General features: G+C 64.3%; 13 protein-coding genes. 12 read left to right on the top strand and 1 reads right to left on the bottom strand.

Annotated features, from left to right (window positions below; genetic code table 11):
* Positions 1 to 70: 70 nt before the first annotated feature.
* Positions 71 to 1,468 carry a bifunctional UDP-N-acetylglucosamine diphosphorylase/glucosamine-1-phosphate N-acetyltransferase GlmU gene (glmU, locus tag H582_RS0108845; RefSeq protein WP_028598261.1) on the top strand — a complete coding sequence of 466 codons (1,398 nt, stop codon included), beginning with the start codon at positions 71 to 73 and terminating at the stop codon, positions 1,466 to 1,468.
* A 131-nt stretch (positions 1,469 to 1,599) separates the two neighbouring features.
* Here the strand turns inward: glmU and H582_RS0108840 are convergent, their stop codons facing one another.
* Positions 1,600 to 2,502 carry a helix-turn-helix domain-containing protein gene (locus H582_RS0108840; RefSeq protein WP_028598260.1) on the bottom strand — a complete coding sequence of 301 codons (903 nt, stop codon included), beginning with the start codon at positions 2,500 to 2,502 and terminating at the stop codon, positions 1,600 to 1,602.
* Between the two features lie 219 nt (positions 2,503 to 2,721).
* On the opposite strand from H582_RS0108840, the gene H582_RS0108835 reads away from it, so the two are divergent.
* The 11 genes from H582_RS0108835 to spoVT all read left to right on the top strand — a co-directional run bounded on the left by H582_RS0108835 (position 2,722) and on the right by spoVT (position 15,808).
* Positions 2,722 to 3,366 carry a 50S ribosomal protein L25 gene (locus H582_RS0108835; RefSeq protein WP_028598259.1) on the top strand — a complete coding sequence of 215 codons (645 nt, stop codon included), beginning with the start codon at positions 2,722 to 2,724 and terminating at the stop codon, positions 3,364 to 3,366.
* Between the two features lie 179 nt (positions 3,367 to 3,545).
* Positions 3,546 to 4,106 carry an aminoacyl-tRNA hydrolase gene (pth, locus tag H582_RS0108830; RefSeq protein ID WP_028598258.1) on the top strand — a complete coding sequence of 187 codons (561 nt, stop codon included), beginning with the start codon at positions 3,546 to 3,548 and terminating at the stop codon, positions 4,104 to 4,106.
* A gap of 68 nt (positions 4,107 to 4,174) precedes the next feature.
* Positions 4,175 to 4,408, top strand: a complete 234-nt coding sequence (locus tag H582_RS0108825; protein WP_028598257.1) for an anti-sigma-F factor Fin family protein — start codon at positions 4,175 to 4,177, stop codon at positions 4,406 to 4,408.
* A 224-nt stretch (positions 4,409 to 4,632) separates the two neighbouring features.
* Positions 4,633 to 8,169 (top strand): transcription-repair coupling factor, encoded by a 3,537-nt coding sequence (mfd, locus tag H582_RS0108820; RefSeq protein ID WP_028598256.1) that lies wholly within the window; start codon positions 4,633 to 4,635, stop codon positions 8,167 to 8,169.
* A 142-nt stretch (positions 8,170 to 8,311) separates the two neighbouring features.
* A complete protein-coding gene (locus H582_RS0108815) occupies positions 8,312 to 9,388 on the top strand; it encodes a peptidylprolyl isomerase (protein WP_028598255.1) in 1,077 nt (358 codons plus the stop codon).
* A gap of 511 nt (positions 9,389 to 9,899) precedes the next feature.
* The gene (gene urtA, locus H582_RS0108810) at positions 9,900 to 11,189 is read left to right on the top strand and encodes an urea ABC transporter substrate-binding protein (RefSeq protein ID WP_240478977.1); all 1,290 of its coding nucleotides are present in this window, start codon (positions 9,900 to 9,902) and stop codon (positions 11,187 to 11,189) included.
* A gap of 209 nt (positions 11,190 to 11,398) precedes the next feature.
* Positions 11,399 to 12,304, top strand: coding sequence for an urea ABC transporter permease subunit UrtB (gene urtB / locus H582_RS0108805; RefSeq protein WP_028598253.1), 906 nt, complete (start codon positions 11,399 to 11,401; stop codon positions 12,302 to 12,304).
* 25 nt (positions 12,305 to 12,329) lie between these two features.
* On the top strand, positions 12,330 to 13,424 hold the full coding sequence (urtC, locus tag H582_RS26695; RefSeq protein ID WP_127464519.1) for an urea ABC transporter permease subunit UrtC: 1,095 nt from the start codon (positions 12,330 to 12,332) through the stop codon (positions 13,422 to 13,424).
* The gene (gene urtD, locus H582_RS0108795) at positions 13,396 to 14,157 is read left to right on the top strand and encodes an urea ABC transporter ATP-binding protein UrtD (protein ID WP_028598252.1); all 762 of its coding nucleotides are present in this window, start codon (positions 13,396 to 13,398) and stop codon (positions 14,155 to 14,157) included. Before urtC ends, urtD begins: the two co-directional genes overlap by 29 nt.
* Positions 14,151 to 14,852, top strand: a complete 702-nt coding sequence (urtE, locus tag H582_RS0108790) for an urea ABC transporter ATP-binding subunit UrtE (protein WP_028598251.1) — start codon at positions 14,151 to 14,153, stop codon at positions 14,850 to 14,852. The genes urtD and urtE overlap by 7 nt, the downstream gene beginning before the upstream one ends.
* Before the next feature lie 413 nt (positions 14,853 to 15,265).
* Positions 15,266 to 15,808 (top strand): stage V sporulation protein T, encoded by a 543-nt coding sequence (spoVT, locus tag H582_RS0108785; RefSeq protein ID WP_028598250.1) that lies wholly within the window; start codon positions 15,266 to 15,268, stop codon positions 15,806 to 15,808.
* The last annotated feature ends 37 nt before the right edge of the window (positions 15,809 to 15,845 follow it).

The raw sequence follows: 15,845 nt of genomic DNA, 5'->3' as shown, positions 1-15,845 counted from the left end.
GTGGGATGGGATATATATATAGGAATGCTAGTCAAACGAGAACAACGGAAATCAGGGAGGTCGGTCAGCTGTGAATCGGATGGCGGTCGTGCTTGCTGCAGGACAAGGCAAGCGCATGAAGTCGAAGCTGTACAAGGTGCTGCATCCCGTATGCGGGAAGCCGATGGTAGGGCATGTCGTCGATACGGTGGAAAAGGCGGCTTGTCAGGAAATCGTCGTCGTGACGGGACATGGAGCGGCCCAGGTGCAGAGCTACCTCGAGGGACGGGCTCGGTTCGCGCTGCAGGAGCAGCAGCTGGGCACCGGCCACGCCGTGCGCCAGGCCGAGACGCTGCTGGCCGGCAAGGAAGGCACGACGATCGTCATCTGCGGCGACACGCCGCTCGTCACGGCCGAGACGATCGAGGCGATGCTGGAGCTGCATGAGGCGAGCGGAGCGGCGGCGACGGTGCTGACGGCGGAATTCGCCGATCCGACCGGCTACGGCCGCGTCATCCGCGGCGACGAGGGCGCGGTGACGCGCATCGTGGAGCAGAAGGACTGCTCGCCGGCGGAAGCGGCGGTCAAGGAGATCAACACCGGCACGTACTGCTTCGACAACCGCAAGCTGTTCGAGGCGCTCGCCCGCGTCACCAACGACAACGCCCAGGGCGAATACTACCTGACCGACGTCGTCGGCATCTTCGTCTCCGGCGGCGAGACGGTACAGGCGTACTGCACGTCCGATCTGGCGGAGGCGATCGGGGTCAACGACCGGATCGCGCTCGGCGAGGCGGAGCGCCTCATGCAGGCCCGCATCGTGCGCCGCCACCAGGTGAACGGCGTGACGTTCATCGACACGACGGCGGCCTACATCGAGGACGGCGTAGAGATCGGCGCGGATACGGTCATCTATCCGGGAACGGTGCTGCGCGGTCGCACGGTCATCGGCGAGGACTGCGTCATCGGACCGCAAGCCGACATCAAGGACTCGACCCTCGCGAGCGGCGTCACGGTGCGCTACAGCACCGTCGACCAGTCGGAGGCGGGCGAGGGCAGCTCCATCGGTCCATATGCGAACCTGCGCCCGGGCTCCAAGCTCGGCAAGGCGTGCAAGATCGGCGATTTCGTCGAGCTCAAAAACGCGGTGCTCGGCGACGAGAGCAAGGTGTCGCATCTGAGCTATGTCGGCGACGCCGAGGTCGGCAGCGGCGTGAACATCGGCTGCGGCGCGATTACGGTCAACTACGACGGCTTCAACAAGTCCAAGACGATCATCGGCGACGACGCCTTCATCGGCAGCAACGTCAACCTGATCGCGCCGGTCACGATCGGCGACGGCGCGTACGTCGTCGCCGGCTCCACCGTCACGCATGACGTGCCGGGCGGAGACCTGGCCATCGCGCGCGAGCGCCAGGTCAACAAGCCGGGCTACGCGGACAAGATCCGCGCCCGCGCCAAGGCGAAAAAGGAGCGCGGCAAAAGCTGAGCGAAGGGCCCGCTCCAAAAGACACGAGGACAGAGCGATTCGTTCCTCCTGTCTTGTCAGGCCAAAAAGCCGTCCCGGCCGGGACGGCTTTTTTTGGTCGTCCGGGGGCGCTGGCCGCCGGACAGCCGGACTCAGTCCTCGAAGCGCAGGTTGACGGGACCGGCAGGCAGCTCCGGAACCGCCGGCTGGCCTGTCGTCGGCACGCTGGAGTCGACCTCCTCGAAACGCAGGCTGTCCAACCAGACGCGGCCCGGACCGTACAGCAGAAGTCCGAACGAGACGACCGCGCTCTCTTCGGGGACATCCAGCACGATCGAGTAGTGGTTCCAGTCGAGGTCGCCGGCCAGCGGACGATCGTTCATGTTGTCGAACTGCAGGACGTCCTCAGCCGCGTTGTCGACGCGCATCCAGAGGCCGCAGAAGCCGCTTGCTCCGCGTGTCCGGACAAATCCGGAGAGGCGCATGCGTTTGCCCCGGTACTCGTCCGCCCGGAATTGCTGCATAAGCGTGGCGAAGCCGCCGGGAGCTGTCTCGCCAAGCGATTCGAGATGGCCGGAGGCGCTGCCTTGATGGATGATCGAGCGGTCCAGTGAGATGCGGTATTGATGCGGATGGCTTCCGCTGAGGAACCAGCCTTTCAAGGGACTGCCGGCAAGGGCTTCGTTCGTCGACATGGAAGGATCAATCCTTTCGAGTGTAGAGTGGTGGTGGCGGAACAGACGGCGGTAGCGGCCTGGAGGCAGTCCGTACAGACGCTTGAAAGCCCGAGTGAACGCCTCCTGGCTCTCGAAGCCGCAGGAAAGAGCGAGGTCAAGGATGCCGAGCTCCTCCTCCAGCAGCCTGCGCGATGCCAGCGCCAGCCGGCGCATGCGCAAGTATCCGCCGATGCTGTGGCCGGTCTGCTCGCGGAAAAGACGGTGGAAATGATAGGCCGAAAATCCGGCTTCGGCGGCGATGTCCTTGAGCCCCAGCGGCTCGTGCAGCCGGGCTTCGATGTAGCGGATCGCCTTTTGGATGCTCTGCTGCTGCGTCATCGTTTTGCCTCCTCTGATTCCAGCATAGCCGGAGCGGAGCGGAATGGTTTGACCGTTTTTGCGGACTTCGGTTGCTTACGTCCGGGGGCGCCGGCGGATGCGCGGAAGCTCTTCTTTCCACCGCCTCCGTGTTTAAAGCTCGCCGCGCATGGGTATAGTTAGGGAAAGCTGGACATCTTGTCCACAGGTGCAAGGGACCTAAAGAGGAGGAAGACAATCATGGCGATTACCATGCAAGCCGAAGCCCGCAGCAACGCGTCGAAGGGAAGCCTTCGCAAGCTCCGCCAGGAGGGCCGGGTTCCGGCAGTCGTGTACGGCAAAAAGCTCGAATCTTCGTCGGTTATTTCCCTGGAGGAGAAGGCAGTGCTTCATCTGCTTCGCTCCCAGCCCAATGCCATCATCGAGCTCTCGATTCCGGAGGCCGGCAAGCAGCCGGTCATGATTACGGACGTGCAGCGCGACGCGCTCTCACGCAGGCTGATCCACGTCGATCTGCATCAGATCAATATGAACGAGGAGATCAAGGCTTCGGTTCGCGTCGATCTGACCGGCGACTCCACAGGCGTCCGCGAAGGCGGCGTGCTGTCGGTGACGCTGCACGAGGTCGAGGTGCAATGCCTCCCGAACGATATTCCGGAGTCGCTTGAAGCGGACATCTCCGGCCTCGGGGTCGGCGAGAACCTGTCCGCAGGCGAGCTGAAGCTGCCGGACAAGGTGCAGCTCGTCACCGATCCGGAGCAGATCATCGCCGGCGTGCTGGCGCCGCAGAAGGAAGTTTCCGAGGACGAGGCCGAGGAATCGGCGAAGGAAGACGAGAAGGCGGCGGCCCGTTCCGAGGATGCGAACGCGGTCGACGAAGAATAGAGCTTGGCCGCACGGCGCGCCCCGCACGGGGCGCGCTTTTTTGTGCGGACGGAAAGGGCGGCAGCGGCCTGCCGGACCGGCCGTTCCTGCCGGAGAGGCTCGGCGGTCCGCAGTGGGCGAAGCGGCCGCGGATATGGTACAGTGGTTCGTAGACGACGAACAGAAAGGTGCAGCGACAAATGAAATGGATCGTAGGGCTCGGCAATCCCGGGCCGCAATACGCGGATACCCGCCACAACATCGGCTTCAAGGTGGTCGACGCGCTTGCCGAGCGATGGGACATCAAGGTGACGCAGGCCAAGTGCCGCGCGCTGATCGGCGACGGCCGCGTCGGGAGCGAGAAGGTGTGGCTCGTCAAGCCGATGACGTACATGAACCTGTCCGGCGAGTCGATGAAGGCGTTCATGAAGTATTTCGACGCGAAGCTCGAGGATGTCATCGTCGTCTACGACGACATGGACACGGAGACGGGCAAGATCCGGCTGCGCTATCAGGGCGGCCCGGGCGGCCATAACGGCATCAAGTCGATCATCCAGCATATGGGCACGCAGAGCTTCAACCGCATCCGCATGGGCGTCTCGCGGCCGACGAACGGCATGGTCATCGCCGACTACGTGCTCTCCAACTTTCCCAAAAGCGAGCGCGAGGCGGTGCTGGCGATGACCGAACGGGCCTGCGACGCGGCGGAGCATGCGCTGGTCCACCCGTTCGACGACACGATGGGCAAGTTCAACGGCTAGCGGACTGCGTTAAAAGAGCCAGAAAGTGGGCATACTGGAGCCAAACCCTTGGACAGGAGGCCCCTTTCATGGCGATTCATTACGAGTGCCGGCATTGCCGGACGCCGCTTGGCACGATCTCCAGCCTGCACGGCATTCCGGAGAACCGGCTCGGCCTGCATTTCTTGACCCTCGAGGAACGCAGCGATATAATAGCGTATAATCCGCAAGGCGACATGGTCGTCAAGCTCGTCTGCGACTATTGCAGCGAGGCGGCGCTGCGGCATCCGGAGCTGCTTCTCGTATCCAGCCCGCTGCAGTAGCGGATTCGATTCCCTTCGACAACAAGTACACAAGTACGACAACATAGGCAAGAGCCTTGGCGGGTAGCTGAGGCTTCTTTGCGTGCTGCTGCCCGTTGTCGCCCCAAGGCCCCTCGCGGATCAGGAGGCCTTTGTTGCCGTCTCCGGCTCCGGATGCTCTCCGGCAGGAGCGGCGTCCGGGGGATCGGCGGGAAGCGGGCTCAAGCGAAAGAGAGGTGCTCCATTTGAAAGCGTTAATCGAGGCATTCGCCGCCGACCGCGACTACCAGTCCGTCTTCGCCGGCTTCCGCAAGGGCATGAAGGAGCAGATGGTCTCGGGCCTGGCCGGCTCGTCCCGCCAGGTGCTCATGGCGGCGCTCCAACGGGATCTGGATCAGCCGATGCTGGTCGTCACCCACAATATGTTCTCCGCGCAGAAGATCGTGGAGGATCTGCAGGAGCTGAGCGGCGGCGAGGACGTGCTGCTCTATCCGGCGAACGAGCTGGTCGCGGCCGAGTCGGCCGTCTCCAGCCCGGAGATGCTCGCCCAGCGCATGGAGGCGCTGATCCGCCTGTCCCGCGGCTTCCGCGGGATCGTTGTTGCGCCTTTTTCCGGGGTGCGCCGCTTCCTGCCGCTGCGGGACGTGATGGCGGAGGCCAAGATCGACCTGCAGGTCGGGGCCGAGCTGCCGATGGAGGCGTTTCTGCAGCGGATGAACGCGCTCGGCTACGTGCGCGCCGACCGCGTCGAAAACAGGGGCGAGCTGAGCGTGCGCGGCGGCATCGTCGACTTCTACCCGCTGACGGCCGAATCGGCCGTGCGCGTCGAGTGGTTCGACGACGAGATCGATTCGATCCGCACGTTCGATCCCGAGGGGCAGCGCTCCAACGCCAAGCTGGAAGCGTATACGGTGACGCCGTGCCAGGAGCTGATCGCGGACGGGCGGCGCTTCGCCGCGGCCGCGCAGCATGCCTCCGAGCTGCTGGAGCAGCAGCTCGAGCGGATGACCGACCGCACCGCCAAGGACCGGCTGCGCTCCGAGCTCGGCGCGGAGCTGGAGCGGCTGCGGCAGCAGATCTATTTCCCCGAACTTTATAAATACATCGCCCTGCTCTACCCGGAGCGCCAGACGCTCTATGACTACATGCCGAAGGACACGCTGCTCGTCCTCGACGAGCCGACGCGCCTCATCGAGACGGCCCGCCAGCTCGAGCGCGACGAGGCGGAGTGGCAGGCGCATCTGCTCGGCACGGGCAAGTCGCTGCCGAGCTTCAAGCTCGCGCGCGAGAGCGACGACGTGCTGCATCACCGTCCGTTCCCGACGCTGCTGCTGTCGCTGTTCCTGCGCCAGGTGCCGCATTCGCAGCCGCAGAACATCCTGAACTTCATGTGCCGCGGCATGCAGAACTTCCACGGCCAGATGAACGTGCTGGGGGCGGAGATGGAGCGCTGGAAGAAGGCGGGAGCCCAGGTGCTCATGCTGGCCGGCAGCGGCGAGCGGATGGACCGGCTGCGCCGCGTGCTCGGCGACTATGACATCGAGCCGCCGCAGCTGCTCGAGGGCAGCCTCGGCAGCGGCTTCGAGCTGCCCGGCTCGCATCTGGTCGTCATCACCGAGGGCGAGCTGTTCACGCAGAAGCAGCGCAAGACGCGCCGCGTCGACAAGAACATGGACAACGCCGAGCGCATCAAGAGCTACACCGAGCTCAAGGTCGGCGACTACGTCGTCCACCAGAACCACGGCATCGGCAAGTACATGGGCATCGGCACGCTGGAGATCGGCGGCATCCACAAGGACTACATGCATATCCTGTACGCCGGCGGCGACAAGCTGTCCGTGCCGATCGACCAGATCGACCTCATCCAGAAGTACGTCGGGTCGGAGGAGAAGGAGCCCAAGGTCTACAAGCTCGGCGGCAACGAGTGGACGCGCGTCAAGAACAAGGTGCGCAGCTCCGTCAAGGACATCGCCGACGACCTCGTCAAGCTGTACGCCCAGCGCCAGGAGGCCAAGGGCTTCGGCTTCGGGCCGGACACCGCGTACCAGAACGAGTTCGAGGCGATGTTCCCGTACGACGAGACGCCGGACCAGCTGCGGGCGATCCGCGAGATCAAGAAGGACATGGAGACCCAGCGTCCGATGGACCGGCTGCTCTGCGGCGACGTCGGCTACGGCAAGACGGAGGTCGCCGTGCGGGCGGCGTTCAAGGCGGCGATCGAGGGCAAGCAGGTCGCGATCCTCGTGCCGACGACGATCCTCGCCCAGCAGCACTACGAGACGTTCCGCGAGCGCTTCGCCGACTTCCCGTTCAAGGTGCAGGTGCTGAGCCGCTTCCGCTCGCGCAAGGAGCAGACCGAGACGATGAAGGGGCTCAAGAGCGGCGCCGTCGACGTCGTCATCGGCACGCACCGGCTGCTCAGCCAGGACATCGTGTTCAAGGACCTCGGCCTGCTCATCGTCGACGAGGAGCAGCGCTTCGGCGTCTCCCACAAGGAGAAGCTCAAGCGGCTCAAGACGAACGTCGACGTGCTGACGCTGACGGCGACGCCGATCCCGCGCACGCTCCATATGTCGATGCTCGGCGTGCGCGACCTCTCGGTCATCGAGACGCCGCCGGAAAACCGGTTCCCCGTGCAGACGTACGTCGTGGAGTACAACACCGCGCTCGTGCGCGAGGCGATCGAGCGCGAGCTGGCGCGCGGCGGCCAGGTGTACTACCTGTACAACCGCGTGCAGGGCATCTACCAGATGGCCGAGCTGCTCGGCTCGCTCGTGCCGGAGGCCAAGGTTGCGGTCGGCCACGGCCAGATGTCCGAGCAGGAGCTGGAGAAGACGATCCTCGACTTCCTCGACGGCGAATCCGACGTGCTCGTGAGCACGAGCATCATCGAGACGGGCGTGGACATCCCGAACGTCAACACGCTGATCGTGCATGACGCGGACAAGATGGGCCTCTCCCAGCTGTACCAGCTGCGCGGGCGCGTCGGCCGGTCCAACCGGATCGCCTACGCCTACTTCACCTACCAGCGCGACAAAGTGCTGACCGAGGTCGCAGAGAAGCGGCTGCAGTCGATCAAGGAGTTCACCGAGCTCGGCTCCGGCTTCAAGATCGCCATGCGGGACCTGGCCATCCGCGGCGCGGGCAATCTGCTCGGCGCGGAGCAGCACGGCTTCATCGCCTCGGTCGGATTCGACCTGTACTCGCAGATGCTGGCCGACGAGATCGCGCGGCGCAAGAAGGAGATGTACGGCGAGGAGGAAGCGGAGGAGAAGCCGGTCAACACCGTCATCGACCTCAGCCTCGACGCCTATCTGCCGTCGGACTACATCTACGACAGCATCCAGAAGATCGAGATCTACAAAAAAGTGGCGGCGCTCTCCTCGCTGGAGGAGACGGACGATCTGTTCGACGAGCTGACCGACCGCTTCGGCGACCTGCCGGACGCGGTCGCGACGCTGCTCGACGTCGGCCGGCTCAAGGTGTACGGCGCCCGCTACGGCATCGCGTCGATCAGCGCGAACAAAAACGACGAGTGGACGCTCAAATTCAGCGAGGCCGCTTCCCGCAGCGCCGAAACGCGCACGATCGACGGGCTGTGCCTCGAGTTCGAAAACCGCTTCCGCCGCATCGGCGGAGGCGGCAAGGGCGAGCCGATGGAGCTGACGCTGCGCGGCAAGGGCCTCGGCAGCGCCGAGCGGCTTGAGCTGACGCTGCGCCTGCTGCGCCGCTGGGGCGAAGCGCTGCTCCCGGCCGGAGCGGCGCAGGCGGCGGGCAAGTAGCCGCCGCAGGACAGAGGAGCCGGAGCCGGGCCCGAAGCCGGGCTCCGGCTTTTTCGCGGCGTCTTTAAGGCGACGTTAATGCGCGGCTGGTCCACATCTGGTAAACTGGACCCATGCCTGAACGAACCGAGAGGAGACCATTATGAAGATTTCCATCAAGCGCCCGGCCGCGAGCCGCATGCTTCTGCTTGCGCTGGCGGCGGTGCTGGCGTTCACTTTAGCCGCGTGCGGCAAAAAAGAGGACGGCTCCGCGGGCGGAGACGACAGCAAGACGATCGCCGAGTACAAGGGCGGGACGGTGAGCGAGAAGGACTTCACGACATTCACGAGCGTGCTGCGCGTCGTGAATCCGCAAGTAGCCGCCTACCTCGACATGGCCGCCTACAAAAACATGATCCTCGACCAGTACATCGGCTACCAGCTCGTGTACAAGGACGCTTCCAAGGAAGTGAAGGACAAGGCCGCCGCGGAGGCGGACGAGCAGTACAAGCAGATCGAGGAAGCCTACACGAAAGAAACGCTCGAAACGAACATGAAGGACAACAACATTACCGCGCAGGACATCAAGGACTTCATCAGGCTGTCGATCGGCGTGTCCGACGCGATGGCCGCCAAGGTGACCGATGCCGACGCGCAAAAATACTATGACGAGAACAAGGAAGGGCTGACCAAGGTCACGCTCCGCCACGTCCTCGTCGGCTTCACCGATCCGGAAGGCAAGGAGCGCAGCAAGGAAGACGCTCTCGCCCGCGCCAAGGAAGCCAAAGCGAAGCTGGAGGCGGACGGGGCCGATTGGAACGCTCTCGCCAAGGAATACTCCGAGGATCCGGGCTCGGCCGAGAATGGCGGCCAGTACGCCGACCAGGCGGCCGGCGGCTGGGTGGAGAACTTCAAGAAGGCGGCGATCGCCCAGGAGATCGGCGTCGTCGGCGAGCCGGTCGAGACCGAGTACGGCTACCACGTCATCCAGGTCGAGAAGCGCGAGCTGCCGACGTTCGAGGCGTCCAAGGAAGAGATCAAGCAGACGCTCGCCCAGACGCAGCTGAACGACTACATGCAGAACGAGGTTCCGGGACTCATCACCAAAAAAGAAGAGTTCAAGGATCCGGAGCCGAGCCCGGCCGCCAGCGGCGGAGCGGGAGAAAACGCCGAAGCGCCGTCGAACGATGCCGGCGCGGAAAATGCCGCGCCCGATGCGGCGAGCAATACCGGCAGCTAAGCGGATGGATGGCGGACGGCGCGCTATGCGTCTGGCCCGCCGGCGATCCGGCAATCGCGCGCAAAACCTGCTCCATGCAAGCTAGAAGCGTCTTTTCGCGGCCCCTGGCCCCGAAAAGACGCTTTTTTCATGGTGCAGCCGGTGGCGCCGGCCGCGCAACAATTGCCGCAGCATCGAGCAGGTTTAGGCCGTCGCGTTGATTGAAACCCCCAGGTTCATGACGCTCGCGAGCAAAAGGATGATTCGTTTTTGTTTATGCGTCAGATAATCTGACGTTAATGAGGCGGTTAAACACGTTTGATAATCAAACCGATGCTTTCAAGGCAGGTTCGATTCGTTTTTCGTCCGGATTTGGAATCGAATTGTCGAAAACAAGGCCTAAAGTCCTCATTTCCATATTTTTATGTTAGATATATTGACATCGAATTTGTCCTCCGCCTATACTACAATCACGAACGATAGAACGAAGCCCATACATAACGTTCGGATTCGCGAAGGGGAGTGGAGAGAGATGAGACAGACGGGAACGAAGATCAAGAAGAGGCATATGGGGAAGGGCTTGCTGGCGGCGGTATCGCTGGCGCTCGTGCTGGGCGGCTGCGGCCAGAATGAACCGGCTGCGGGAAGCGCGTCTCCGGCAGCTTCTCCGGCGGCTGGCGCTTCATCGGGGGAAAGCGGCGATGGGATCAAGGTCGGCATCCTCCACTCGCTCAGCGGCACGATGGCGATCAGCGAGGTATCGGTCAAGGACGCCGAGATGATGGCGATCGACGAGATCAACGCCAAAGGCGGCGTGCTTGGCAAAAAGCTGATTCCGGTCGTCGAGGACGGAGCCTCCGACTGGCCGACCTTTGCGGAGAAGGCGCGCAAGCTGCTGTCCGAGGACAAGGTCGCGACCGTATTCGGCGGCTGGACGTCGGCCAGCCGCAAGGCGATGCTGCCGGTGTTCGAGGAGCTGAACGGGCTGCTCTGGTATCCGGTCCAATACGAAGGACTGGAGTCCTCGCCGAACATTTTCTATACCGGAGCGACGACGAACCAGCAGATCGTGCCGGCCGTCAGCTGGCTGCTGGAGAACCGCGGCAAGAAGATGTACCTGCTCGGCTCCGACTACGTGTTCCCGCGCACGGCCAACAAGATCATCAAGGCGCAGCTCGCGGCGGAAGGCGGAGAGCTGGCCGGCGAGGAGTACACGCCGCTCGGCCATACCGACTATACGACGATCATCAGCAAGATCAAGGCCGCCAAGCCGGACATCGTGTTCAACACGCTGAACGGCGACAGCAACGTCGCGTTCTTCAAGCAGCTCAAGGACGCCGGCATCAGCGCCGCCGACCTGACGACGCTGTCGGTCTCGGTCGCCGAAGAGGAGATCCGCGGCATCGGCGCGGATGTGCTGGAGGGGCATCTGGCCGCCTGGAACTACTACCAGACGACGGATACGCCGGAGAACAAGACGTTCGTCGAAGCCTACAAGGCCAAATACGGCGCGGACCGCGTGACGGCCGACCCGATCGAGGCCGGCTATGATGCGGTGTACCTGTGGGCGGCCGCGGTCGAAAAGGCCGGCTCCACCGACGTGGCGGCCGTGAAGGAAGCGGCCAAGGAGCTGGAGTGGGACGCTCCGGAGGGCAAGGTCAAGATCGACGGCGAGACGCAGCATCTGTACAAGACGGTGCGCATCGGCGAGGTGCAGGCGGACGGCCAGTTCAAGGAAGTGTGGAGCTCCGGCGAGCCGGTCAAGCCGGACCCTTACCTCAAGACATACGCCTGGGCTTCGGGCCTGAGCTCCGGCAGCTAGCCGCAGCCGGGTTGGCAGCTAGCCGCAGCCGGGTTGGCAGCTAGCCGCAGCCGGGTTGGCAGCTAGCCGCCACCGGGCTGGCGGCTAAGCATCGCCGCCGGCCGAGCCGCATCGATTTCATCCTGCACCCAAGCGTCGGGGCCAGCCGCGCCGCCGTCCCGAGAGGGCGGCGGTCCTGCTGGCCCCGGCGCGAGAGAGGAGAGCCGCGCATGGACGTATTTTGGCTGCAATTGTTCAACGGCATCAGCGTCAGCTCCATCCTGCTGCTGATCGCGCTCGGCCTGGCGGTCACGTTCGGCCAGATGAACGTCATCAACATGGCCCACGGAGAACTGATCATGGTCGGCGCCTACGCGACCTACATGACGCAGAAGCTGTTCCAATCCTATTTGCCCGCTTCCTGGTTCAGCCAGTATTTCCTGCTGTCGATCGCGGCCAGCTTCGCAGCCGCATTCCTGATCGGCCTGCTGCTGGAAAAGACGCTCATCCGCTTCCTGTACGGCCGCCCGCTCGACAGCCTGCTGGCGACCTGGGGCGTCGGCCTCGTGCTGCAGCAGCTCGCCCGCTCCATCTTCGGCGCGCCGAACGTCGGCGTCAAAAGCCCGTCATGGCTGGAGGGCGGCCTATCCGTCACGCAAGGGCTCGTGCTGCCGTACAAGCGGCTGTTCATCCTCGCGCTTGTCGCCGTCTGCCTGCTGGCGATGTTCCTGTACATCTACCGCACGACGGCGGGACGGCGCATGCGGGCCGTCATGCAGAACCGCGACATGGCGGCCTGCCTCGGCATCTCGACGCGGCGCGTCGACAGCCTGACGTTCGCGATCGGCTCCGGCCTCGCGGGCATCGCCGGCTGCGCGCTGACGCTGATCGGTCCGATCGGGCCGACGATCGGCACCTATTACATTGTCGACGCCTTCATGGTCGTCGTGCTCGGCGGCGTCGGCAAGCTGGTCGGCACCGTGTTCGGCGCGCTCGGCATCGGCATGACGAACACGCTGTTCGAATACTGGACGACCGCATCGCTGGGCAAGGTGCTCGTATTCCTGTGCATCGTGGCTTTCCTGCAATGGAAGCCGAAGGGATTCGTCGCCATGCGCACCCGGTCGCTGGACTAAGGAGGCGATAGACATGACGCAGTGGATGATCAAGACGGGCGCCTCCCGGTACGGGCTGGCGATGTGGTATTTCCTGGCCGCCGCGCTGCTGCTGGCCGCGCCGCTGTTCACGAGCGACTTCCGCCTGAACCTGCTGGCCAAGTTCCTGGCGTTCGCGATTGCCGCGGTCGGCCTCGACCTGCTGTGGGGCTATACCGGCATCCTGAGCCTCGGACATGGCGTGTTCTTCGGCCTCGGCGGCTACGCGATGGCGATGCACCTGAAGCTGCAGGCGAGCGGGGGACGGCTGCCGGACTTCATGGACTGGAGCGGCCTCACCAAGCTGCCGTGGTTCTGGATGCCGTTCCAGAGCTTCGGAGGAGCGGTATTGCTCGGTATGGCCATACCGGCTGCGGTGGCGCTGTTCCTCGGCTTCTTCACGTTCCGCAACCGCATCCGGGGGGTCTACTTCACGATTTTGACGCAGGCGCTCGTCATCATCAGCGTCACGCTGATCACCGGGCAGCAGGCGTTTACGGGCGGCACCAACGGCATTACCGGGTATGGCCAGATCCTCGGCCATTCGCTGGCCGCGCCGGAGACGAAGCTGGCGCTCTACTATGTGACGGCCGGCGTCCTGCTGGCGACGTTCGTGCTGGCGCGGATCGTCGTCAAGAGCCGCTTCGGCAAGGTGCTGCGCGCCATCCGGGACGGCGAGAACCGCGTCCGCTTCCTCGGGTACGATCCGTCCCGCTACCAGATGGGGGTGTTCGTCCTGTCGGCGACGCTGTCCGGCATCGCGGGCATGCTGTTCGTGCTGCATGTCGGCATCATCTCGCCGTCGATGATGGGCATCGTGCCGTCGATCGAGATGGTGCTGTGGGTCGCCATCGGCGGCCGCGGCACGCTGATCGGAGCCGCTCTCGGCGCGCTGCTGCTGAACGGAGCCAAGAGCGCGTTCAGCGAATCGTATCCCGACATCTGGCTGTTCTTCATGGGCGCGCTGTTCATCGTCACGACCGTCTTCCTGCCGCGCGGCATCGCCGGGCTGGCGGTAGACGGCTGGCGCAAGGCAAGGCGGATCGTCCGCAGGCGGAAGGAGGTGCCCGAGCATGAGCGGAAAGGCTATTCTGCAGTGTAAGGACGTGACGGTGTCGTTCGACGGCTTCAAGGCGGTGCAGGGCATGAACCTCTCGCTCGAGGCGAGCGGCCTGCGGTTCCTGATCGGACCGAACGGCGCGGGCAAGACGACGCTGCTCGACGCCATCTGCGGCAAGGTGAAGCCGTCCGGCGGCAGCATCCTCTACCGGGACGGGATCGACCTCGCCCGGCGCAAGGAGCACCAGATCGCCGAGCTCGGCATCGGCCGCAAGTTCCAGGCGCCGTCGATCTTTCCAACGCTGACGGTCGAGGAGAACCTGGAGCTGGCGATGAAGCAGAAGCGCGGCATCCTGGCGACGCTGCGGGCGAAGCTCGCCGCGGCCGAGCGGGAGCGGCTCGCCGCTCAGCTCGAGACGGTCGGCCTCGCCGGCAGGCAGCGGGCTCGCGCCGGCAGCCTGTCGCATGGCGAGAAGCAATGGCTCGAGATCGGCATGCTGCTGCTGCAGGAGCCGTCGCTGCTGCTGCTCGACGAGCCGGCGGCGGGCATGACCGACCGCGAGACGGAGAAGACCGGCGAGCTGCTGCAGGAGATCGCCAAGGACCGCGCGGTCGTCGTCGTCGAGCATGACATGGAGTTCGTACGGAATTTCGCCAGCCTCGTGACCGTGATGCATGAAGGGCGGCTGCTCATGGAGGGCACGATGGACCAGGTGCAGGCCGACGACCGGGTCGCCGAGGTGTACTTGGGCAAAAGGAGGGAAGCGGCATGCTGACGGTGGAGAAGCTGGAATCCGGCTACGGCGAGAGCGCCGTGCTGCGCGGCGTGACGCTCCAGGTGCGTCCCGGTCAGGTCGTCTGCCTGCTCGGCCGCAACGGCACGGGCAAGTCGACGTTCGTCAAGAGCGTCATGGGCGTGCTCAAGGCGCGCGGCGGCACGGTCAGCTACGGCGGCCGCGACCTGACGCGCAAGGCGCCCGGCGAGCGGGCGCGCAGCGGCATCGGCTACGTGCCGCAGGGCCGCGAGATTTTCGGACAGCTGTCCGTGCGCGAAAACATCCTGATCGGCCTGGAGGCCGCGCGCGGCAAGCGCCGCGGCGACGACATCCCGCCGGCGGCAGTCGAGCGCTTCCCCGTGCTGCCGACGATGTACGGCCGCCGCGGCGGCGACCTGAGCGGGGGGCAGCAGCAGCAGCTGGCGTTCGCGCGCGTACTGGCGGCGGAGCCGGAGCTGCTGCTGCTCGACGAGCCGTGCGAGGGCATCCAGCCGTCGATCGTCGACGACATCCGCGACGTGATCCGTTCGATCAAGTCCGACGGACGGACGGCGATCCTGCTCGTGGAGCAAAGCCTCGAGTTCGTGCGGAGCGTCGCCGATTACGTCTATATCCTCGAAAAAGGCGCCATCGCCTGGCAAGGGGAGCTCGAGGCGCTGGACGACGAGACGGTACGCCGGTACTTGACGGTGTAGGAACGGGATGATCGGGCAGGAAAGAAGAGGCTGCGGACGTTTCCTTTGTCCCGGCAAGGCAAGCCAGGATCGCGCGCATCAGCGGAAGCCGCGCGGTCTTGGCTTGTTCGCGTCCCGCATCCAAGGGAGGCCTGTCCTCAAGCGGTACCGGCACCCCCATCCGCCGTTGTGGGTGCATTTCCCAGCCTGTGCAGGGAGGGCGGAAACCCGCGCCGTAAAAGGCGAAAATCGCCTTTCCGGCCTCTGCCGGCGCGGGCTGGCGCGGTGCATAAGAAACTGGGAGCGGATGAATACTATGGTCAGATTCGAAGGTGAACGCCTGAACGATCCAATCCCAACTCACGAAATAAATCAGTCGGAGCTAGGCATCCAGTGGACTTACCATTCTTCGAGGAAAGTGGGGCAACATGACAATGAAAGCAACTGGAATTGTGCGTCGAATCGACGATCTCGGCCGCGTCGTCATCCCGAAAGAAATCCGCCGTACGCTTCGCATCCGCGAGGGAGATCCGCTTGAAATCTTCGTCGATCGCGACGGCGAGGTCATCCTCAAGAAGTATTCCCCAATCGGCGAGCTCGGAGACTTCGCAAAGGAATATGCCGAATCGCTGAGCGAGAGCACCGGCCACATCACGCTCATCTCCGACCGAGATACGGTCATCGCCGTCGCCGGCGCCTCCAAGAAGGATTATATGGACAAGCCGGTCGGCCAGCTGCTGGAGCAGGCGATGGACAGCCGCAAGACCGCCACCGAAACCGCCAGCGGCGAGCATGAGATCATCAAGAACGCTCCGGAAACCTACACCTCCTTTGTCGCGGCTCCGATCATCGCCGGCGGCGATCCGATCGGCACGGTCGTGCTGGCAAGCAAGGAAGATTCGACCAAGATGGCGCAGATGGAAATCAAGATGGCCGAGACGGCCGCGGGCTTCCTCGCCAAGCAGATGGAGCAGTAGGCGGAATACCGCCGTTCAGGCAAGCTTCCTTTTCGGT

It is taken from the genome of Paenibacillus pasadenensis DSM 19293 (assembly GCF_000422485.1).
GTDB classification, from domain to species: domain Bacteria; phylum Bacillota; class Bacilli; order Paenibacillales; family Paenibacillaceae; genus Paenibacillus_O; species Paenibacillus_O pasadenensis.
The sequence above is the reverse complement of the archived record's forward strand: the minus strand, read 5'-3'. Positions and strand labels throughout refer to the sequence as shown.